At 55.6% G+C, this 21,512-nt stretch carries 18 protein-coding genes; 11 read left to right on the top strand and 7 right to left on the bottom strand.

The annotated features are described in order from the left end of the window. Positions 1-60: 60 nt before the first annotated feature. Entirely contained in the window at positions 61-1,275 is a 1,215-nt protein-coding gene (locus tag CMUST_RS13135) for a NupC/NupG family nucleoside CNT transporter (RefSeq protein ID WP_047262891.1), read from the bottom strand. A 12-nt stretch (positions 1,276-1,287) separates the two neighbouring features. Further along, positions 1,288-1,692 (bottom strand): cytidine deaminase, encoded by a 405-nt coding sequence (gene cdd, locus CMUST_RS13130; protein WP_047263653.1) that lies wholly within the window; start codon positions 1,690-1,692, stop codon positions 1,288-1,290. Positions 1,693-1,931: 239 nt separating this feature from the next. On the opposite strand from cdd, the gene CMUST_RS13125 reads away from it, so the two are divergent. From CMUST_RS13125 to CMUST_RS16135, 5 genes are all read left to right on the top strand, one after another. Beyond that, positions 1,932-3,215, top strand: a complete 1,284-nt coding sequence (locus tag CMUST_RS13125; RefSeq protein WP_047262890.1) for a thymidine phosphorylase — start codon at positions 1,932-1,934, stop codon at positions 3,213-3,215. A gap of 17 nt (positions 3,216-3,232) precedes the next feature. After that, on the top strand, positions 3,233-3,880 hold the full coding sequence (gene deoC / locus CMUST_RS13120; protein ID WP_047262889.1) for a deoxyribose-phosphate aldolase: 648 nt from the start codon (positions 3,233-3,235) through the stop codon (positions 3,878-3,880). A gap of 3 nt (positions 3,881-3,883) precedes the next feature. Beyond that, the gene (locus CMUST_RS13115; RefSeq protein WP_047262888.1) at positions 3,884-5,530 is read left to right on the top strand and encodes a phospho-sugar mutase; all 1,647 of its coding nucleotides are present in this window, start codon (positions 3,884-3,886) and stop codon (positions 5,528-5,530) included. 32 nt (positions 5,531-5,562) lie between these two features. Next, positions 5,563-6,903 (top strand): DHA2 family efflux MFS transporter permease subunit, encoded by a 1,341-nt coding sequence (locus CMUST_RS13110; RefSeq protein ID WP_047262887.1) that lies wholly within the window; start codon positions 5,563-5,565, stop codon positions 6,901-6,903. Between the two features lie 97 nt (positions 6,904-7,000). After that, positions 7,001-8,269, top strand: a complete 1,269-nt coding sequence (locus CMUST_RS16135; protein ID WP_052844776.1) for an HNH endonuclease signature motif containing protein — start codon at positions 7,001-7,003, stop codon at positions 8,267-8,269. On the opposite strand, the gene CMUST_RS13100 is transcribed toward CMUST_RS16135, so the two are convergent. Further along, a complete protein-coding gene (locus tag CMUST_RS13100) occupies positions 8,253-9,146 on the bottom strand; it encodes a diacylglycerol kinase family protein (RefSeq protein ID WP_047262886.1) in 894 nt (297 codons plus the stop codon). The two genes, CMUST_RS16135 and CMUST_RS13100, sit on opposite strands and share 17 nt — an antisense overlap. Continuing rightward, positions 9,143-10,750 carry an FAD-binding oxidoreductase gene (locus CMUST_RS13095; RefSeq protein WP_083987584.1) on the bottom strand — a complete coding sequence of 536 codons (1,608 nt, stop codon included), beginning with the start codon at positions 10,748-10,750 and terminating at the stop codon, positions 9,143-9,145. The genes CMUST_RS13100 and CMUST_RS13095 overlap by 4 nt, the downstream gene beginning before the upstream one ends. An 89-nt stretch (positions 10,751-10,839) precedes the next feature. Here CMUST_RS13095 and CMUST_RS13090 point away from each other — a divergent pair, with 89 nt between their 5' ends. The 3 genes from CMUST_RS13090 to CMUST_RS13080 all read left to right on the top strand — a co-directional run bounded on the left by CMUST_RS13090 (position 10,840) and on the right by CMUST_RS13080 (position 15,345). Beyond that, positions 10,840-12,384, top strand: coding sequence for a glycerol-3-phosphate dehydrogenase/oxidase (locus CMUST_RS13090; protein WP_052844857.1), 1,545 nt, complete (start codon positions 10,840-10,842; stop codon positions 12,382-12,384). Further along, positions 12,381-12,578, top strand: a complete 198-nt coding sequence (locus tag CMUST_RS13085; RefSeq protein ID WP_144414219.1) for a hypothetical protein — start codon at positions 12,381-12,383, stop codon at positions 12,576-12,578. Before CMUST_RS13090 ends, CMUST_RS13085 begins: the two co-directional genes overlap by 4 nt. A 142-nt stretch (positions 12,579-12,720) precedes the next feature. Further along, positions 12,721-15,345, top strand: coding sequence for an ATP-dependent Clp protease ATP-binding subunit (locus CMUST_RS13080; RefSeq protein ID WP_047262883.1), 2,625 nt, complete (start codon positions 12,721-12,723; stop codon positions 15,343-15,345). 263 nt (positions 15,346-15,608) lie between these two features. On the opposite strand, the gene CMUST_RS13075 is transcribed toward CMUST_RS13080, so the two are convergent. Both CMUST_RS13075 and CMUST_RS13070 read right to left on the bottom strand, forming a co-directional pair. Further along, positions 15,609-16,994 carry a lipase family protein gene (locus CMUST_RS13075; RefSeq protein ID WP_144414218.1) on the bottom strand — a complete coding sequence of 462 codons (1,386 nt, stop codon included), beginning with the start codon at positions 16,992-16,994 and terminating at the stop codon, positions 15,609-15,611. 36 nt (positions 16,995-17,030) lie between these two features. After that, positions 17,031-17,906 (bottom strand): HhH-GPD family protein, encoded by an 876-nt coding sequence (locus tag CMUST_RS13070; protein ID WP_047262881.1) that lies wholly within the window; start codon positions 17,904-17,906, stop codon positions 17,031-17,033. Between the two features lie 62 nt (positions 17,907-17,968). On the opposite strand from CMUST_RS13070, the gene CMUST_RS13065 reads away from it, so the two are divergent. Together CMUST_RS13065 and CMUST_RS13060 are read left to right on the top strand one after the other, a co-directional pair. Next, entirely contained in the window at positions 17,969-18,586 is a 618-nt protein-coding gene (locus CMUST_RS13065) for a carbonic anhydrase (RefSeq protein WP_047262880.1), read from the top strand. A 69-nt stretch (positions 18,587-18,655) separates the two neighbouring features. Then, positions 18,656-19,468 (top strand): hypothetical protein, encoded by an 813-nt coding sequence (locus tag CMUST_RS13060; RefSeq protein WP_236690122.1) that lies wholly within the window; start codon positions 18,656-18,658, stop codon positions 19,466-19,468. Here the strand turns inward: CMUST_RS13060 and radA are convergent. Further along, positions 19,455-20,852, bottom strand: coding sequence for a DNA repair protein RadA (radA, locus tag CMUST_RS13055; protein ID WP_047262879.1), 1,398 nt, complete (start codon positions 20,850-20,852; stop codon positions 19,455-19,457). The genes CMUST_RS13060 and radA overlap by 14 nt on opposite strands. Positions 20,853-21,092: 240 nt before the next feature. Here radA and CMUST_RS13050 point away from each other — a divergent pair, with 240 nt between their 5' ends. Beyond that, positions 21,093-21,473 (top strand): hypothetical protein, encoded by a 381-nt coding sequence (locus CMUST_RS13050; RefSeq protein WP_047262878.1) that lies wholly within the window; start codon positions 21,093-21,095, stop codon positions 21,471-21,473. Positions 21,474-21,512 lie beyond the last annotated feature (39 nt).

Genomic DNA, 21,512 nt, shown 5'->3' with positions numbered 1-21,512 from the left:
TTCGCAGCACACAGGTAGGCGTCGAAAAGCAGTGTTTTTGCTTTTCGACGCCCTTAATGTCTAGAAGGCGATAACGCCCACGATTGCGGCGTTGAGCATATTGGTGCAGAAACCAGCGAAGAGGGCCTTGAGCCCAAGCGATGCCACCTCGGAACGCCGCTCCGGAACCAGGGCGCCGAAGGATCCGATTTGGATGGCGATGGAGGAGATATTCGCGAAACCTGCCAGGGCGAAGGAGGTGAGCATGATGGATTTGTCGGAGAGAGTTTCCACATGCTGGGAGAAAGAGGTATAGCCGACGAATTCATTGATGATGGTTTTCTGACCGATGAAATTTCCGACCAGACCAGCTTCTTCCCACGGTACGCCGATTGCCCAAGCGAGTGGCGCGAAAATCACGCCAAAGAGCCCTTCAAGTGACCAGTTGTCTTGGCCGAACCAGCTGCCTATGCCGCCGAGAATCGCAGAAATCATCGTGATGGTTGCGATGAAGGCAATCAGTAGACACGCGACGGTGACGGCGATGTGTCCGCCGGAGATGGCACCAGCGCCGATGGCGTCAATGATGTTTTTTGATTTCTCATCACGCATATTGCGCACATTGGCGTTGACCTGGGATTCTTCGGTTTCCGGCATGAGGGCTTTGGCAACCATCAATGAAGCGGGCGCGTTCATGATCGAGGCTGCCAAAAGGTAAGGTAGTGGCGCGCCAAGTAAGGAGTAACCAACCAGGGTAGAGCCTGCGACGGAGGCGAAGCCACCGGACATGCAGGCGAACAATTCAGAGCGGGTGAGTTTAGGCAGCCACGGTTTGATCACCAGTGGGGCTTCGGACTGGCCGAGGAAGATAACCGTGGAGGCCCACACCGATTCCACTTTGGAGGTGCCCATAATTTTATTGAGGGCGGTGCCGACTATCTCCACGAACCATTGCAATACCCGCAGGTAGTATAAGGCGCCGATAATGGCGCCGAGGAAGATGATGACGGGTAGGACGTTGAGGGCGAAGATGAATCCAACTTTTTCGCCGAATAGGGGGCCGAAGACGAAGGAGGTTCCCTCGTTGGTGAAATCAATGAGTTTTTCTAACCCGGCGGAGACTGATTTTAAGGCGCGGAAACCAACGTCCCATTTTAAAACCAGTAGTGCGAAACAGATTTGTAATGCTAGACCTACGCCGAGGGTGCGCCATTTAATCTGAGAGCGGGCGGAAGAGAAAATGATGAGGATAGCAAAGATAGCGATGATGCCGATGATGCCTTGAAAACGATCCATGGTGTTTTGTCCTTAAGCGATGTGTTCCGGTCCGAACGAGTACGGCAAGAGGTCGTCGAAAAGCACCGTGGTGGGCTGTCCGGCAGGGTCCTCGACGATAACCCTGCGGCAGTGGAATTCGCGGAGTACCTGTAGGCACGCGCCGCAAGGCCAGCAACGGGTAGCGTTAGGGCTGACGATGGCGACGGTGTCAATGACCCGCTGTTCCGGGGCATCAGTTTTGGCGATCATCGTGGTGATGCCGTTGCGCTCGGCGCAAATGGTGAGTCCGTAACTTGCATTTTCGACGTTGCAACCGCTGTAAATGGTTCCGTCGGACATGCGGATTGCGGAACCTACGGAAAATTTCGAGTAGGGAGCGTAGGCGTGTGATGCGGCGGTGCGGGCTAGTTTTAAAAGTTCCATGTCGGTTGTCATTGACCAAAGCCGTCCTTTCTGCGTGCGAAGCAATAGTGCACTGCTTACACCTTCAATGGTGCCTGTGTAGCTGGGGCGCTGGCAATCAGGGGCGCTATTCACCCTATTGGCACTTTTGTAAATATTAGAGATTGACAATTGTTCTGGTCGTGATGATAATCGTGGGTAGGATCAAAAGCAAGAGACGCACTCAACTCCACATGTGCCCCTATGGGGTAGGTCACAGAAAGGGGAAAGTCATGGCTGAGCAATTCGACGTTGTTGATGTCATCCGCACCAAACGCGATGGCGGAGAACTAAGCACCGACCAAATCAACTGGGTAATCGACGCTTACACCCGTGGGGTAGTAGGCGATGAACAGATGGCTGCCTTAAACATGGCAATCTTCATCCGCGACATGGGCCGCCGAGAAATCGTCGACTGGACCAACGCAATGATCAATTCCGGCGAAAGAATGAACTTCACGGGACTTGGCAAACCCACCACGGATAAACACTCCACCGGTGGGGTGGGGGACAAGGTCACCCTGCCGTTGGGCCCACTAGTCTCCTCCTACGGGGTGGCCGTTCCGCAACTTTCCGGACGCGGCTTAGGGCACACCGGCGGAACCCTCGACAAACTAGAGGCAATCCCAGGCTGGAAAGCCGATATGTCCAATGACCGCATGATGGAAATCCTGAAAGACTCCGGTGCCGTGGTTGCGGCAGCAGGCGCTGGGCTTGCCCCAGCTGACAAAAAGATCTATGCGTTGCGCGACATCACCGCCACCGTCGATTGCATACCGCTGATTGCATCGTCGATCATGAGCAAGAAAATCGCCGAAGGCACCGCATCTTTGGTCCTTGATGTCAAAGTCGGCTCTGGGGCGTTCATGAAAGACATCGACACAGCTCGCCAGCTCGCCCAAACCATGGTCGACCTAGGCAAAGACGCAGGTGTAGATACCCGGGCGCTGTTAACAGACATGTCCACACCGCTAGGTCGAAAGATCGGTAACGGGCTTGAAGTCGAAGAATCCGTCGAAGTACTAGCAGGCGGCGGACCACAAGACCTCATCGACATCACCTGCGAACTCGCCCGCAATATGCTCGATATGTGTGGCATCCCCGACGCTGATGTCGAAGAAGCCCTCAAAGACGGTCGGGCCATGGATTCCTGGCGCAAAATGATTCGTGCCCAAGGCGGCGACCCCGACGCGCCGCTTGCCCGGGCACCGCACACCCACGAAGTGCTTGCCGACGCTGACGGCTATCTCACCGAACTCGATGCTCTCGCACTAGGGGTCGGAAGCTGGCGGCTCGGTGCAGGTAGGGCGCGTAAGGAAGACCCCGTGCAATTAACCGCTGGAATCGAAGTTCACGCCGACCTGGGCCAGAAAGTCACCAAAGGGCAAAAGCTGCTTACCCTCCACACCGAAACCCCCGACCGGTTCGAGCGGGCACTAGAGTCCATCCTGCCGGGCATCGTTATCGGGGACGCCCCCACCGCCCCACGCGACATCATTCTCGATAAAATCCTATAACCCGAAAGGAACCTTCAATGACACCCGCTGAACTAGCCCGCTACATCGATCACACTGTGTTGAAACCTGAAACCACCAGTGAGGATATCCGCACGCTTATCGACGAAGCAGCCGCCCTGGGTACCTACTCCATCTGCATCTCACCATCCCATCTGCCCATATCAGTGCCCGAGCCGGTTAAAGTCGCCACCGTGTGTGGTTTCCCATCCGGTAGTCACCACCCCAGTGTCAAAGCCCACGAAGCCGCACTGGCGGTGGCCCACGGGGCCGATGAAGTCGACATGGTTATCAATATTGCCGAAGCGAAAAGCGGAAACTTCCAAGCTGTAGAAACAGATATCCGCACCGTACGCGAGGCCATTCCCGGCGCACTCCTGAAAGTCATCATCGAATCCGCAGCACTTACCGACGAAGAAATTATCGCCTGCTGTAAAGCCGCCGAATCAGCAGGTGCTGATTACGTGAAAACCTCCACTGGTTTCCATCCTGCGGGCGGTGCAAGCGTCCATGCAGTAACCCTCATGGCGCAAACAGTGGGCGGCAGGCTGGGGGTTAAAGCATCCGGCGGAATCCGAGATACCGCCACAGCTTTGGCCATGATTGAAGCTGGCGCAACCCGACTCGGCTGTTCCGCCACCACAGCAATCCTTAACGGAATGGACTAAGTCATGTCCGATCTGATCGCTACCGCCAAAGCCTGGATCGCTGGCGACCCAGACCCTGCAACCCAACAGGAGCTGCGGGATCTCATCAGTGCAGGCGACCACGCCGAGTTGGCCCGGCGGTTCACCGGACCCCTGGCGTTTGGCACCGCCGGGCTGCGCGGCAAGGTGGAAGCCGGCGAAAGCCGGATGAATCAAGCCACCGTCACCCGCACCAGCGCCGGATTAGCAAAATACTTAAACCAACGGGTGACGACCCCCAAAGTCGTCGTCGGCTGCGACGCCCGCCACGGAAGTGCCCAATTCCACGCGGCAACCTGCGAGACACTCGCAGCGGCAGGCTGCGACGTAATTGCATTACCACCGCAATTGCCAACCCCCATCACCGCATTCGCCACCCGTCACTTCAATGCCGATGCAGGGGTGATGATCACCGCATCCCATAACCCGCCTCAGGATAACGGCTACAAAGTCTATCTCGGCGGCCGACTCGTTAGTGACGACGCTGCCACCGGGGTGCAGTTGATCAGCCCCGCCGATCACGACATCACCACATGCATCAACACGACACCTGACGCCAACCAGATTCCTCGCAGCGCAGAAGGGATCACATGGGTAGATGATGACATCGTGACGAAGTATCTTCAACAGACGATCGGTCATCTGCCCCCGCAAACTGGTACCGATGCGGACATGCCTATCGTGATTACCGCCATGCACGGCGTCGGGGGTGCAGTTGTTACCCAGGCCCTTAATAAGGCAGGGTTTTCCACCATCATTCCCGTAGCCCAGCAGATCCACCCCGACCCCGATTTTCCCACCGTGGACTTTCCTAACCCGGAGGAAAAAGGCGCGATGGAGCTTGCCTACCTAACCGCCGATAGTCACGACGCAGAACTAATTCTGGCGTTGGACCCAGATGCGGATCGTTGCTCTGTCGCTATTAAAGAAACGGGGGGATGGCGCCAATTAACTGGAGATGAGGTCGGCGCCATCCTAGGGGAGAGCATCGCTAGAGAAAACACAGGCAGTGGTCAAACACTTGCTTGCTCCATAGTTTCGTCCCGGTTACTGTCAGAAATAGCCAAGCGCCACGGTCTTGAATACGCGGCAACCCTCACCGGATTCAAATGGATTGCCCGCACCCCCAACCTGCTCTTCGGCTACGAAGAAGCCCTGGGGTATTGCTGCGACCCGGCAGCAGTCCGCGATAAAGACGGGATCACCGCGAGCGTAAAAATAGCGCTGATCGCGGCGGGGTTGCGTCGAAAAGCACGCAGCTTATCTGACTTCCTTGCCGAGATCGACGACACCTACGGCGTGTACGCAACCAGCCCACTCACCTTCAGAATGGACACCCCTGAAGCCATAACCCAAGCGCTAGAAAGACTCAGCTCACAACCACCTTCTCAGCTTGCCGGAGCAGCCGTGTGCGAATGCGTAGACCTAGCAGCGGGCTTTGCCGGGCTGCCACCAACCACCGGGCTTTGGTTAAAAACTCAAGCTAACGACCGCATCGTGGTTCGGCCATCCGGAACCGAACCGAAACTGAAATGCTACCTTGAGGTTGTTACCACGGAACGAGCGGTGGCAACGGACCGCTTGGCACAATTACAGATCGAACTAGCCAAGGCGCTGGGGCTTGCGGGTTAGGAAACCGCGCCGGGTGCGGGCATAATCGCCACATGGAGAAAATGACCCGGGAAACTACACTACTAATTGCTGTTCTTGTTGCTGCAACGGCCGTCATGATTCTTAACGAAACCATCATGACGGTCGCGCTCCCAGCGGTGATGGAAGATTTTCATATTGCCCCAACTCAAGCGCAATGGCTAACGACGGGCTTCCTTCTGACTATGGCGGTGGTTATTCCCACCACGGGTTTCATCGTGCAGCGGTTTAGCACCCGAGTGGTATTCCTGGCAGCCACCATTTTGTTCCTCAGCGGAACGATCGTGGCCGCCACTGGGCTGAATTTTCCGGTTCTGCTATTCGGACGGGTAATCCAAGCAAGCGGCACGGCCTTAGTTTTCCCGCTTCTAATGTCCACCCTCATGACGGTAGTGCCTGCACAGCGCCGGGGTGAAATGATGGGCTGGATCACGATCGTCATCGCAATGGCGCCAGCCTTCGGCCCCACAACTGGCGGGATTTTGCTGCAGTTTTTCCGATGGAACTTCCTCTTCTGGTTCATGACCCCCATCGTGCTAACACTCATGATCGCAGGTTACCTACTGGTCCGAAATGTCGGCGAGAACGTCAAAGCGCCTCTTGATGTGATTTCTGTTGTGCTTTCCGCACTTGGCTTCGGCGGCTTAATCTACGCACTCAGTGGCGGCGGACTAGTAGTCGGCGCCGCCGCAGGCGTGGTCATAGCGCTATTCATTTGGCGGCAATTACGAAGGGCTGCCGCAGGCACCGCATTGTTAGATCTACGCGTCTTTCGCTTGTCGACGTTCACCCACTGCGTTGTGGTTGTCGTCCTAATCATGGCACTATTTCTCGGCTCCATCACCATCCTCCCGATATATCTTCAACAAGGGCTACTAGCAAGCACAGTAGTCAGCGGGCTCGCCATCATGCCGAACGGTCTCTTTCAGGCGTTCGCAGCCCCTATCGTGGGGCGAAAATATGACCAAGTAGGAATTAAACCCCTCGTACGCCCCGGACTCAGTTGCCTCATAGCAGGCCTTGCTTTAGTAACCCTCACCGCATATTTAGTTACCACACCGTTACTGGGGATAGTTCTATCAGCCACAGGATTCGCCATAGTAGCGGTCGGAGTATCGCTGTGCATGGGACCACTAATGACAACAGCGCTGGGCAGTCTAGCCCCCGACCAATACCCACACGGCTCGGCAATTCTAAGCGCTCTTCAACAGTTCGCAGGTGCGGTTGGAACAGCAATCCTGATTGCAGCCCATTCCTTTGGAACCACCGAAAACTACGGCGCATTTCTAGCATTCGCAACTGCCACCTTCATGGCGATAATCGCCACCATCTACGGCTGGAAAAAACTGCATTAGACTCACAATGACCCCAGTTTGGTTCCATGAAAATCAAAACTGAGAAAAAGGTCATAAACTGCACAAATGCCCAAAAATCATCGTTAGGGTGTAGGTCATGAACCTCCCCCAATCCCTTAATAAGTATGCAGCGGCGTTAGCTGAGGGCGCCGCCATCCTCCGCGCTATTAAAGACATGGGGGTGCGCGCGGACGCACTCGCCGCGATCCTGGGGACGTCGAAAAGCGAAGCCAGCCACCTGATACGCGACGCCGCACTACTCACTGACGCTGATCTCAATACCGCATCTAAAAAACAACTACCGCTGGCCAAACTCACCACAATCGCGAAAGGCATCCGCACCGCCGCCAACAAAGACATTGATCACGCTGCATTCAAAACCGAGCTTCTCAACACCGCCGATCAACTCACAGTCGACGAACTCAAACGGTTTATCACCAGCTATCTTGAAACCGCACGATCTATCTCCCCACGCAAAAGCCACCTACGCTTCTCAGCAACCCCAGACATCGACGGCATGAAACACGCGTTATGGAAACTACCGGCAGCACAACTGACGCGCATCCAAGTCATGCTCAAAGAAGATGCGCTGGCGCTACTTCATTCCCGTCACGCCGTCGACCTGGCCGAAGGCTACGCCATCGCTGCCTATAACCGCATCGTGGGCGGTGTCGCAGCAACCGATGCCGACCCACTTGACCTGCGCCACAACGTCACCCTTCTCGTTCCTCTCGCGCAAGCCACCTGCATGACCGACGGGCGGATAGTCAACTCCGACGGCGAACTAGTCAACATAAAAGACATCGTCACCCACACCATCAACCCCCACGGTTGGGCCGTTCCGATGCTACCGACCGAAGACGGCGGTACCGTCTGCCTCGAACCAATCCCCATCCAACGCCGCGCGAACGCATCCCAACGCGTTCTTAGTATCCTCGAACACCTGGTCTGCGCCCACCCGGATTGCAGCATCCCCGCAGCCATCTGCGACATCCACCACATCATCTCCTACGCCTCCGGCGGCCCAACCGAGCCGTGGAATCTCGCCCCACTATGCCGCTACCACAATAAACTTAACGACGACGACCGCAACCACCCCAAAAACGGACACATAACACACATCAAAGGCCGAAACCTCGTCGCCCTCCACCAAACTGACGGAACCATCCGCGCCAATCTACATCCCGCTATTCGACGCGGGGCTAAAGCCCAAGCCGACGCAATCCTCAACGCAGACACACGAACGGCCCACAATAAACACAGTTGTGCATGTCACACCTGGTATCCAGAAGCAAAACTACAAGTAGCACAGCTGGACATCCAAGACATGCACAACCGGGCACAAACCATCAAACAGCAGGAGTAATAAAACACCCCTGGCTCTCTAATACCGAGCACTCAACCGGCAACAATGTAAACCGCTCCCCGTCGGCATACGCAGCGACCGGAACCGGCATCTCAACCAGTACTTTGCGTGCCTTCAATGTGCGAACCGAATCCACTTGGTCGATTTCACTCGAAAAAATCTTCGGGAACTTCCGCATGGCATCAAACCGGCCCATTTTTTCAATGATAGTCACATCAAACAGCCCGTCGTACGGAGAAGCCGACGGGCAAATGAGCATGCCGCCACCGTAGCTTTTGGTGTTGCCAATAGCTAGCGATGTCGCATTAAAGGTTTGGGGGGAACCATCATCAAACGTGATGATCATTTCCATGGCGTGGAATCGGACAAATTCAAGTGCAGCTGCAGCCACGTACCGGCTTCTTCCGCGTGGCCAAGGAAGCCGGGAGGCGCGATCATTTACTAGCGAATCAAATCCTGCACATGCGACGGTACCGAAGATTCGTTTTTGATCCCCCTGTTTCATTACCCCCAAGTCTGTAATAGAGGGGGTGCCAGTTGCCACCACATCGGCCGCTTCCTCCGCGTCTAGTGGAATCCCGAGTGCTCGCGCGTGGTCGTTTCCGGTTCCGGCGGGGATGATTCCTAGTGGAATGTGGGTTCCTGCTTGTTCTTGCAGTGCAAGGGAGATCATTCCGTCGCCGCCGCAGACTACTAGCGCATCAATGTTTTCCTCCAGGGCGCGGTTGCATAGTTCAGAGCTGGATTGTTTGGTTGCCCCCGAGATTCCAATGACGTCAATGCCGTGTGCTTGGAAGCGGCGTCGTGCTTTGTGCATGGCTTCGGTGGCGGTGCCTTTTCCGGCGGCGGGGTTGGTTAGTAGCGCGATTCGTTTCATGGTTGCAGTTTTCCTGGGTTCAGGATTCCGGCGGGGTCGAGGGCGGTTTTGATTGCGCTGAACATGGTGGTGGTGAGGGGGTTGGTTTCTTTACCCATGTAGCTGGCGTGGTCGGTGCCTACTCCGTGGTGGTGGGTTATGGTGCCTCCAGCGTCGATTATTGCTTGGCTGGCTGCTTTTTTCGCCTGGGCCCATTGTTCGCGGGGGTTGGTGGTTTGTCCGGCGACGACGGTGAAGTAGAGGGAGCAGCCTTCGGGGTAGACGTGGCTGATGTGGCACATGATGATGGCCATGGTGTCGGCGTCTGCGAGTGCGTCGACAAGCGCCTGGCCGACCGCAGTTTTAAGCTTTTCGACGTTCCCCCAGTAGGTTGCGGTTTCGAGTGTTTCGCACAGCGCACCGGCGTCGAGAAGCGCGTCGCGGAAGACGGGGGCGGCAAAACGCCCTTGTTCCCAGATGCGGACAGGGTTTTCGCCGAGAGATCGGCCGCCGTTTTTGAGGATGAGTTCCCGGGTTTCCTTGTGTCGGGCGGCGGCGTGTTCTTTGGTTCCTTCGAACATGGTGAGACAGAGACATCCGCTGGGGCTTTCGGCGCCGATATTGCTTGTCGACGACAAATTCAGCGCCGTCTCAATCTCATCCGATAGTCGGATCACGGTGGGGCCAGTACCGGTTTGTTCCACCAGCCGCAATGCCTTTGCACCAGCGGCAAAGGTCCGGAAGCTGAAGGCTTCGTAATACTTGGCTTCCGGAATGGGGTGGACCCGCAGCTTCACTCTGGTGATGATTCCGAAGATGCCTTCGGAGCCGAGGAAAAGTTCCCGCCAGTCGGGGCCAGCCGCCGAGGCTGGTGAACGATCTCCCAACCGTATTACACCGGTGGGGGTGACGACGGTTAAACCACAGACCATCTCATCGAAGCGGCCATATCCAGCCGATGATTGTCCAGAGGAGCGGGTGGCCGCGTAGCCGCCGATGGTGGCGTAGGGAAATGACTGCGGATAGTGCCCTATTTGCACCCCCCATTCCTCTAATAAGAGTTCGGCGTGGGGGCCGGTCAACCCCGCCCCCACTTCGGCGACCATGGACGTTTCGTCGACGTCGTAGATGTCGTCGAATAACGCTAGGTCGATGGACAGTACTGCTCGGTGATCACCGGCTAGGGGGGTTATTCCGCCAACGACGCTGGTTCCCCCACCGAATGGTACGACGGCAACATGGTTCTCGGTGCACCAGCGCAGAAGTTGGAGAATCTCTTCTTCTGACCCCGGTGCTATTACAGCATCGGGGGCGGTTATGGGGGTGCCTGATCGCCATTCGATGAGGTCTGGGTAGCTTTTGCCGCGGGCGCGTGGGGCCCGTTGGGTATCATCTGTGCTGATTTGTGCGGGGTTGACGATTGTTGCGAGTTCCGCTAGATCGCTTTCGGAAAGTTTGCTGGGGGTGAGGGTGATGTCCTCTAGGTTAAGGTGGGTGGCGGGTTTGGGGCTAAGTCCGAGGGTGGGTTTAAGCAGTTTGAGCATGCTTTCTGACAGCGGTTTTGCCTCTTCGGGGGTTCCCCAGAGGTTGAAGTGCATGGGTGGGGTTGGGAAAGCGGGTGTCATATCTTCACTATAGGTGGGGTGCGTCGTTGACACGTATTTATTTCGGGCGCATGATTGGTGATGTACGCACGGTTTTCTGGGGAGTAGCTATGTTTTCGACGGTGTTGAATGCTCAAGTTCGGCGTGATTGGTGGGCCGAGTTGGAAAAGCACCCGAAGGTTGATGTGTTGGTTGTGGGGGCGGGGATTACTGGCGTGGGGGTGGCGTTGGATGCGGCGACTCGGGGGCTTAAGGTTCTGGTGGTTGATCAGCAGGATTTGGCGCATGGTACGAGTCGTTTTTCGTCGAAATTGGTGCATGGCGGTTTAAGGTATTTGGCGAAGGGTGAGGTCAGGATTGCTTTTCACTCCGCTAAGGAGCGGGGGTTGTTGATGGAGGTGCTGGCTCCACATTTGGTTTCGGCGCTGCCGCAGGTGACGTTGGTGGGGCCGGATACCAATCTGTTCCAGAAAGCGGCGGTGCGGCTGGGTTTTTGGGCGGGTGATGTGTTGCGGTTGATGGCTGGCACGAAGTCTTCAACGTTGCCGCGTAGTCGTTTCGTGGGGCGTCGTGAAGCGTTGGCGTTGTGCCCAGCCGCAAACCCTAACGGGCTTAGGGGTGCGTTTGTGAATTTTGATGGGCAGATGATTGATGATGCCCGCCTGGTTACTGCTGTTGCCCGCACTGCGGTGGGGGCGGGAGCGAAGGTTTTGACGTATGTGTCAGCGCATCAGGTTACGGGCACGGGCACGGAGCTTGTCGACGAAAAAACCGGTGCGCGGCTGAACATCTCAGCTAAAGCAGTGGTGAATGCTGCTGGGGTATGGGCGGGGCAGGTGGATCCGGGTATCAAACTGCGTACGTCTAGGGGTACCCATCTGGTGATACCGGCGCATCGATTGGGTAATCCCACCGGGGCGTTGACTGTACCGCTACCGGGTAGTGTTTCCCGGTTTGTATTCGCCATGCCGGAACAGTTGGGGCGAGTGTATTTGGGTCTTACCGATGTTGAATTGGATGGTGAGATTCCGGATGTGCCAGATGCCCCGAAGGAAGACGAAGAGTTTTTGCTTGCTGCTTTTAACCGGGCGTTGGCTACTGATCTTACTGAGGCGGATGTGGTGGGGGCGTTTGCCGGGTTGCGGCCGCTTATTGATTCCGGGGAGTCGAAGACATCGGCCGATTTGTCCCGGAAACATGCGGTTTTGGAATCGGAAACGGGAGTTATTTCCGTAGTTGGCGGGAAGTTCACTGAGTATCGGTTGATGGCGCAGGAGACGGTCGATGAGGTTATTCGTCGCCGTCAATTGCCTGCTGGGCCGTGCCGCACCCATGCTTATCCGCTGGTGGGGGCGCCGGGGCATTGTGAATCTCAAGGCAAAACCACCGCCGATCATACGGGTTTGCCTGAGAGTTTAATTGCACGTTTTGGTTTAGAGGCGCGCACGGTGGTTGATCGCGCCACGATTGACCGACCATTGGAGAAGGTGGCTGGCCTGGACGTTACCCGGGCGGAGGTTGAATTTGCCATCACGCACGAAGGCGCATTGGGTGCCGACGATGTGTTGGATCGGCGTACCCGAATTGGGTTGGTTCCGGTGGATCGGGAAGCGGCGCTCGCCGAGGTTGCCGCGATTGTTGCGGAGGTGTCATGATGAAGCGGTGGCGGAATCGGTTTGTGTCCCGGATGCAGGTTGACCACCCGGTGTTGAGCGCGAAACTGGTGGGGGTGGTGATGCGGGCGTCGAAAAGCAAGAAGCCTAAGGCGGTGGCGCCAGCTTCGCCGCGTCGGTTCCCTAAGCGCACGAGTGGTATTGAGGCGGCGAATTTTGCGGCTCGGGTGCCTTGATGGGTGTTCGCTACCGGCGTACATGCGTTTAAGCTGGGCTTTTTCTGCTTTTCGACGCGTTATGGTCGCGGCTTGGGTTCTGAAGGTTTGTTCCGCGGGTTAAAGTGGTGAGCATTAGCGAATTTCAAGTTAGGAAGTGAACATGTTCGAGCGTTTTACTGACCGTGCTCGCCGCGTCATCGTGCTGGCGCAGGAGGAGGCACGTGGCCTTAACCATAATTACATCGGCACCGAGCATATTTTGTTGGGTCTCATCCACGAAGGCGAGGGTGTTGCTGCAAAAGCACTGGAGTCAATGGGTATCTCTCTGGAAGCTGTGCGCCAAGAGGTGGAAGAGATTATTGGCCAAGGTACCGAGCCGCCTGTTGGGCATATTCCTTTTACTCCTCGTGCGAAGAAAGTGCTGGAACTTTCGCTACGCGAGGGGCTCCAGATGGGGCACAAGTACATCGGCACCGAGTTTTTGCTACTTGGCTTGATCCGGGAGGGTGAGGGTGTTGCTGCTCAGGTGTTAGTGAAGCTTGGTGCGGATCTTCCCCGGGTGCGCCAGCAGGTTATCCAGTTACTCAGTGGCTACGAGGGTGGTGATAGCCCTGAATCGGAAGGCAACGATGCTGTGGGTGCTGGAGCCAGCCCAAGCTCGGGTGGTTTAGGTGCTGGTGCTGGTAGCCGGGGCGGCCGGGGAGGTGCTGGGGAGCGTTCCAATTCGTTGGTGCTCGATCAGTTTGGTCGTAACCTTACCCAGGCAGCCAAGGAAGGCAAGCTGGATCCGGTTGTTGGCCGGGAGCAGGAAATCGAACGCATCATGCAGGTTCTTTCCCGTCGCACCAAGAATAACCCGGTGCTTATCGGCGAGCCTGGTGTAGGTAAAACCGCCGTTGTTGAAGGCCTTGCCCTCGACATTGTTAACGGCAAAGTTCCAGAGACACTGAAGAATAAGCAGGTATATTCCCTCGATTTGGGGTCGCTGGTTGCGGGTTCCCGATACCGTGGTGATTTTGAGGAGCGCCTGAAGAAAGTGCTGAAGGAAATCAATCAGCGCGGCGACATTATCCTGTTTATTGATGAGATCCACACCTTAGTTGGCGCGGGTGCCGCGGAGGGTGCTATTGACGCAGCTTCGCTGCTTAAGCCGAAGTTGGCGCGTGGTGAATTGCAGACCATTGGTGCCACCACTTTGGATGAATACCGCAAGCACATTGAAAAGGATGCGGCGCTGGAGCGTCGGTTCCAACCAGTGAACGTTCCGGAACCTTCGGTGGAATTGACCATCGATATTCTCAAAGGGCTACGTGATCGCTATGAAGCTCACCACCGGGTCTCGATCACCGATGGTGCCTTGGCTGCGGCAGCGAATCTTTCGGATCGCTACATTAACGACCGCTTCTTGCCGGATAAAGCCGTTGACTTGATCGACGAAGCTGGTGCCCGCATGCGCATTAAGCGGATGACGGCGCCGGAGGGACTGCGTGAAGTTGATGAGCGAATCGCAGCTGTCCGTAGGGAAAAGGAGGCTGCCATTGATGCCCAGGACTTCGAAAAGGCAGCTGGGCTGCGCGATAAGGAACGCAAACTGGGTGAGGAGCGTGCAGAGAAAGAAAAGCAATGGCGTTCCGGCGAATTAGAGGATATCGCTGAGGTTGGCGAGGAACAGATTGCTGAAGTGCTTGCGCATTGGACTGGTATTCCTGTGTTTAAGCTGACCGAGGAGGAATCCTCCCGACTGCTGCACATGGAAGAGGAATTGCACAAGCGGATCATCGGGCAGGACGATGCTGTTAAGGCAGTATCTCGTGCGATTCGTCGCACCCGTGCAGGCTTGAAAGACCCACGGCGCCCATCTGGTTCCTTTATTTTCGCGGGGCCGTCCGGTGTGGGTAAGACCGAGCTGTCTAAGGCACTGGCGAATTTCCTCTTTGGTGAGGATGACGCTTTGATCCAAATCGACATGGGTGAATTCCACGATCGCTTTACGGCTTCTCGCCTGTTCGGTGCCCCTCCAGGCTACGTGGGTTATGAAGAGGGCGGCCAGCTTACCGAGAAGGTTCGCCGTAAGCCGTTCTCCGTGGTGCTTTTCGACGAAATCGAAAAGGCCCACAAGGAAATTTACAACACCTTGCTTCAAGTCCTTGAAGATGGTCGGCTTACCGACGGCCAAGGCCGCCTGGTGGATTTCAAGAACACCGTACTGATCTTCACCTCAAACCTTGGTACCCAGGACATTTCCAAGGCAGTGGGCATGGGCTTCAGTGCAGTTGGTGAGCAGGATGCTTCTGGCCAATACGAGCGTATGAAGAACAAAGTTCACGACGAGCTAAAGAAGCATTTCCGACCTGAGTTCCTCAACCGTATCGATGACATCGTGGTCTTCCACCAGCTCACCCAGGAGCAGATTGTGGAGATGGTTGACCTGCTAGTTGGCCGTGTCGAAAAGGCTCTCGCAGCCAAAGATATGGGAATCGAACTTACCGATCTAGCAAAGAATCTACTTGCGAAGCGTGGTTTCGATCCAGTGCTTGGTGCTCGGCCACTGCGCCGCACTATTCAGCGGGAAATTGAAGACGCATTGTCTGAAAAGATTCTGTTCGGTGAGGTTGGCGCTGGCGAAATCATCACCGTTGACGTCACTGGTTGGGATGGCGAATCCAAGGATACGGACAAGGCTGAATTCACCTTCACGCCACGTCCAAAACCACTACCAGATTTCGTAGGTGAAATGTCTACTGCAGCTGCTGAGCCGGTAGCAGAACCAAGCCCCGAGGTCTAAAACATAACCAAACCCGCCCTGCTTTCACGCAGGGCGGGTTCTCTTATGCCGCCCTATCTGTGTGCTGCGAAACCGGAATGTGGGTTGCGGATTGATAACCCAAAACGCAGGAAACGCAGCACACAACCAACCAGCGGAAACGCATCAGTTAATGTGTGCTGCGAAACCGGAACGTGGGTTGCGGATTGAAAACCCAAAACACAGGAAACGCAGCACACAACCAACCAGCGCATGAGATGTGAATGCGGGAGGGCGCTGTGGTGTTAAAGAGCGCCGCAGTTGGTGGGGGCGGGACGATTATTAAACCGATCCATAAGGTAGCTGATGGATGCGGGGGCGTCACCAAATAGCTGTAACGCATGATTGACACCCGAGGCGACATCCGGTGTTACTCGGGGTAGATGTGTTTCATGAAATTCCACGGCGCTGCCTAAAGCACAGAAGTCTTGGGCGAGTTGTTTGGCCTGCTCGGTGGGGATTATGTCGTCAGCAATGCTGGTCGCCACCATGATGGGGGCGTTGGGGCGTTTCAGTCCAATTCGGTGTTTCTTTAAGGTTGCTTGGAGCTCTGGTTCTTTGGACACGACGGTCGCCAGGTTGGTGCCGTCGACAGTGAATTTCTCTGAGCTGACAAAAGCGTAGTGTGCCGCGGAATCTGGAACGCAGCTTGTGGCGACCGTGGCGAGGAATTCGCGTCCGTAGTCGGAGAGGTAGCGGTCGAAAATATGGCGAACTTCATCGTCGCGTGCGGCAAAACCATTGATGGACATGCCCAATACACCAGAGATCGTGGAGCCGTCGACGGCGTTGAATACTTCTTCTAGGTTAGCTGGCGGGGCACCGGCATAGGTGCCTTTGACGTTGAGTTCGGGTGCGTAGCTGGCGGCGTTTTCGGCGGCAGCTGCGGCGGCCCCACCGCCTTGGGAATATCCGTGGAAACCGATGGGGGAGTCAGCGGGCACCCCCATTGCTTTAATGGTGGCGCGGGCGGCGTCAAGAACTGCGTGTGATTGTTCAATGGCGTTGATGTATGTGTGTACGCCGGGGGTGCCGAGTCCGATGTAGTCGGTCATGACAACCCGGATGCCTTGTTGGGCAGCGTAGTACTGGAGTGGCAGTTCGTAGTTTATGGAGAATGCCCCGGTTGTGGGGGCGACGGAGCTTAAGAGCCAGGTGCCGCGGGAGGGGGCGCAGATGTCTGCTTGGCCGCGGGTTCCAGGGGCGAAGACGATGGTGGGGGTGGGACCGGGGCCCGTCCAGGGGACGGTGGGTTCGATGATGTAGCCGGATACTGCGACTGGTCTGCCTTTTTCGTCAGTGGAGGTGTAGAGGATCTTTTGGGCGTAGCCGGGAAAGTTGGGGCCGAAGGTGTTAAGTAGGTGTGGCGCGGGTTGGGTTCGGATTATGTCGCCGGGGTTGGGGTGATTGGTTGCGAAGTCGTTGGGTGGGGTGTAGAAGGCGTCATCGAGTGGGGCTTCGATCCATGAGTCGGTTTTGGTGGTTGCGGCCCAGTTAATGCCGTTGGTTAGGGTGATGAGTGGGTCAGCATTTACGACGGACGGACTAAGGAGCAGCGTAAGTGCTGTTAGTAGTCTTATGGTGCGGAAAGCTAGCCGATTGGAGCGCATTGAAGTCCGTCGAAGCGTCATGGGTGTTTATATTACCTACTGTTTCGTAAGTTTTGTCTAGGAAGGTAGTTTGAATTCGGAATTTGTTTCTTCAATCAAACCATCTTCAAGTAGTGAGTAGAGTGCGCGGTTTAATTGTTGGTTGTCTGGCCAGAGGATATCGATGGCGGTTTTTGGCACTGGTGTGGTGGCTGTACGCAGTTCAGCCATGATGATGCCGCGGACTTGTCGGTCGGTGCCGACAAATTTTTGAACGCGTCGTTTGGCTTGGTTGAGTTCTTCGTCACTTGGTGGTGGGCAGCCTGCTAGTTGCCAGGCGCATTCGGTGTTGATGGGGCATTTGTCACAATCAGGGGTAGGGGTGCATACGAGCGCGCCTAGTTCCATCAGGGCGGTACAGTAGCTGGCTGCATTGGTAGTTGGTAATAAGTTTTCGAGAAAAACTAGGTCTGTTTTGGTTGTGGCGTTGCTGCGGGGTAAGTATGTGCCGTGGTAAGCGCGGCTAATGACTCGCCGAATATTGACGTCTATAACGGGGACGCGTTGTTTGTAAGCGAAAGCGCAAACTGCGCGGGCGGTGTAGTCGCCGATGCCAGGTAGGGCTAGTAATTCTTCGACGGTATTGGGAACAATTCCAGCATGCTTTTCGACGATCTGTTGTGCGCATTCTTTTAATCGCAATGCGCGTCGTGGGTAACCGAGATTATCCCAGGCTTTGAGTACTTCGTCTGTAGGGGCGACTGCTAGGTCGGCGGGGGTGGGCCAGCGGTCGAGCCATTCTTGCCACTTGGGTTCTACTCGTCGAACGGGGGTTTGTTGGCTCATTACTTCTGAAACCAGGATGCCCCACGCCGTGGTGGGGTTGTCCCGCCAGATGATGGGGCGGGCATTGGTGTTAAACCAGTCGATGAGTGTGGGGGATAGTTGGGGCATGAGAACAATTAATCTAGCGCTTTATTGCACTAAATGGCTAACCCGGTGGAAAGATATGAGTTATGAAGAATTTACCGCGTGACCCGAAACTTGTGTGGGAGGGGTTGCTTGATGGCAACCGTCGGTTTGCTGAAGGCGCACCGTTGCATCCGAACCAGAGTGTTTCTCGCCGTGAGGAATTAAAGCTAGGACAGTCCCCGCGTGCTGCGGTGCTAACGTGCGGGGACTCGCGGGTTCCGGTTGAATTGCTTTTCGACGTCGGGTTGGGCGATATTTTTACCGTCCGTACTGCCGGTGAGGTGGTAGATTCAGCGGTTTTGGCTTCATTGGAATTTGCCGTCGCAGGCCTGGGTGTGGAGGTCATGGTCGTATTGGGGCATGAATCTTGTGGCGCGGTGCGGGCGACCGCTGAAGTGGTATTGGAGGGGGCGGACGTGCCGGTGGGGCATCAGCGCACCTTGGTGGAGCAGATTGCACCGTCGATTTTGGAATCCAAAACTAAGGGCGGGCATACTGCAGCGGATTTTGAACGGGCGCATGCCCAGGCGGTGGTGGCGAAGATTATGCAGATTTCACCTGTGATTGCTGAAGCGGTGAAAAATGGCACGACTGCGGTGGTTGCGGCCCGGTATCGGTTGGCAGACGGCCTGGTGGAAACGGTGTCAACCGAAGGCATTTAGAAATTTGCTGCACCAACACACCGAGGGTGTTGCGTGGTTTGCTGTCGCATACGTTTTAGGCTTTGAGGTGTGGATCGCCGAGATAGAAACCCAGGAACCCCTTCTGGCGGCAGCCGTCCGCCGCGTCGCCAGTATCACGGACGTGGTTATCCGCTGGACAACCACGACACCGTCCCACCAGCTGACGGCAGGCTGCCGGAAATTTATTACCGGCGTCGTAGGGCGGCAGCGGTCATCGCGATCATCGTGGTGGCAGTTGTCATTGTTGCGGTTTTGAGCTTGGTGGGCCGAGATTCGGATTCCACCACTACATCGGCTACTTCCTCTATGACAACCTCGGCTGAACCTACAACCTCACGTTCGGCAGCCGCAGAAGCGTCGACAAGCAGTAGCAGTGCCTCGTCGAGTAAGAGTGCGGAAGAAAAAGCGGTTGAGATTTCTTCGGCGCCTTCGTCAACACCGGAACCCAGCGATGAACTTTCGGCGAAATCTACCTGCGAAATTACCGATTTGCAGGTAGAAGCGAGCGCCGACTATCCAAGCTATACTCCGGAGGGAATGCCAAGTTTCTATATGAAGGTTCGCAATCCCACCGCCGCTGATTGCGAGATCGATATCAGTCAAAATTCATTAAGGTTTGAAGTGTATTCCTTGGACACCAATCAGCGCATTTGGTCTGATATCGACTGCAATGACCCCGCTGGGGTGGGAACTCAAACCTTTAAGGCGGGGCAAGAACGATACTTCCGGGCACAATGGTCGCGTACAACCTCAAGCCCTGATGGATGTGCTGTAAGGGAACCTGTTGCCCCTGGTTCCTATTATTTGCACACGGTCATTGGGGATAACGCGTCCGCCCCGTTCGACTTTAATTTGCAATAACCGCCAACGCCTCCGTGATAGTTGCCACGGAGGTTATTGTCATTCCAGGCAATGCCACATCGGTTGGTGGAACGATCGCGCGGGTATATCCCAGGCGGTGTGCCTCAGCTAATCGGCGTTGTAGGTTCGGCACGGGACGGATCTCTCCGGCCAATCCAACCTCCCCAACCACAATCGTTTTTTGTGGTAGAGGTTTTTTAGTCATTGCACTAGCAGTAGCCATCGCTATTGCTAAATCAGTGGCTGGTTCACCTACTTTCATTCCACCGACTGTGGCTACATAGACCTCACAATTATGGGTGCGGCGCCCCGCCCGAGCCGACAACACCGCAAGCACCATAGGGACTCGGGTTGCATCAAGTCCAGTCACAGCGCGTCTAGGATTTTTGGATTCGGTCGGAACCACTAGGGACTGAACCTCGGCAAGAATTGGACGTACCCCGTCCATGGCGACGGTCACGGCGGTACCATCAGGAGTGCTGCCTCGGTGCGATAAGAATAGCCCAGATGGGTCAGCTACCTCTTTGATGCCGTCTGATTGTTGCTCAAAACATCCCACCTCATCTGTGGCGCCAAACCGGTTTTTAATCCCCCGCAACATACGCAAGCTTGAATGCCGATCGCCCTCAAAATTCAAAACCACATCTACCAAGTGTTCCAACACTCGGGGCCCAGCGACGTTTCCGTCTTTGGTCACGTGCCCCACCAGTAGAACCGGAATGCCGGTGGTCTTTGCTAGGGTGGTCAACGCTGCGGTTACGGCACGAGACTGGGCGACTCCACCTGCGACTCCTTCTACTCCAGCGGCGATCATGGTCTGCACCGAGTCAACGATAAGCAAACTGGGTTTTAGCTGATCAACATGGCCAAACACCACGTCAAGATTCGATTCTGCGGAGAGGAAAAGCGTATCGTGTAGTGCACCGGTGCGTTCCGCTCTAAGCCGCACCTGCCCGGCGGATTCTTCTGCGGTTATATATAAGGCCACTCGATTGCCTGCCCCAGTAACTGCTGGTTGCTTGGCCCATCGACTTGCCACTTCAAGTAGCAGGGTGGATTTTCCCACACCGGGTTCGCCTGCTAGTAAAACGACCGATCCGGGAACAATCCCGGTACCCAGTACTCGGTCTAATTCCGTAATACCGGTGGAAATTGTTTGAGCATTGCTGCCAACAATAGTGGTGATGGGCTGGGCTGGCGAGGTTGGCGTGAGCCCTTTTGTTAATACGCCGGTGGTTGCTGCTTGGGTGGCGGTTCCGGTTGGGGCATGCTGGTGTTCTTCCATTGAACCCCAGGAACCGCATTCTGGACACCTGCCTAACCATTTAGGAGATGAATATCCGCATTCAGTACATTGGTGCACACTCTTGACCTTTTTCGCCATGCACACACCTTAGAACACCACCCCGACATGACTCGCAAAACGGGTTAGAACAGTGGTAGAGCTTTAATTAATTAGTTGCACTAATTTAAGCTTGAAAATGAAGTGTTTATTAGTATATTATAAGGATATCTTGATGGAACTGCGGTTATTCCGTGGCTGGGTGAATAGATATCCTGAGCGTTTGGGGGTATATGAGAGTTATTCAGCTTTGAGGAGAGTTTTTAAGGGAAGGAGGAAACCGTGAAACGAGTAGCGTTGATTGTAGCTATTGGCTCGGCGTTGATGACCGTTGGTGGGGCAGTGTCGCCCATTTCTGCAGTGGCTGAACCTATGAATTCGGTAGTTAACCCCACCACGGTTCCCCCGGTCTATTTAGAAACTGAGGCCCATGTGCTCAGCGGGTATGAGCGCACTCACGCAGTAAATCCCATTAGGGAAGGGGAAAAACCTCTTGAGGTTCCCACTGGATGGGCCGCAGTGCGCACGCTGGATAAGGGCGCGTGGATGGTGCACAGCATTTCCCTCTCCATCATCGTGCTTGGCATAGTCCTTGCGCTTCGGGTCGCTACTGTGAATGGTGTGATCGGCCAGAGGGGACGTCGAAAAGTAAAAAATAACTAAACCAACAGGGGCTCACCACCATCACACGGTAGTGAGCCC

This window comes from Corynebacterium mustelae (genome assembly GCF_001020985.1).
Classification (GTDB): Bacteria; Actinomycetota; Actinomycetes; order Mycobacteriales; family Mycobacteriaceae; genus Corynebacterium; species Corynebacterium mustelae.
This window is presented reverse-complemented; position numbering and strand designations above follow the sequence as displayed.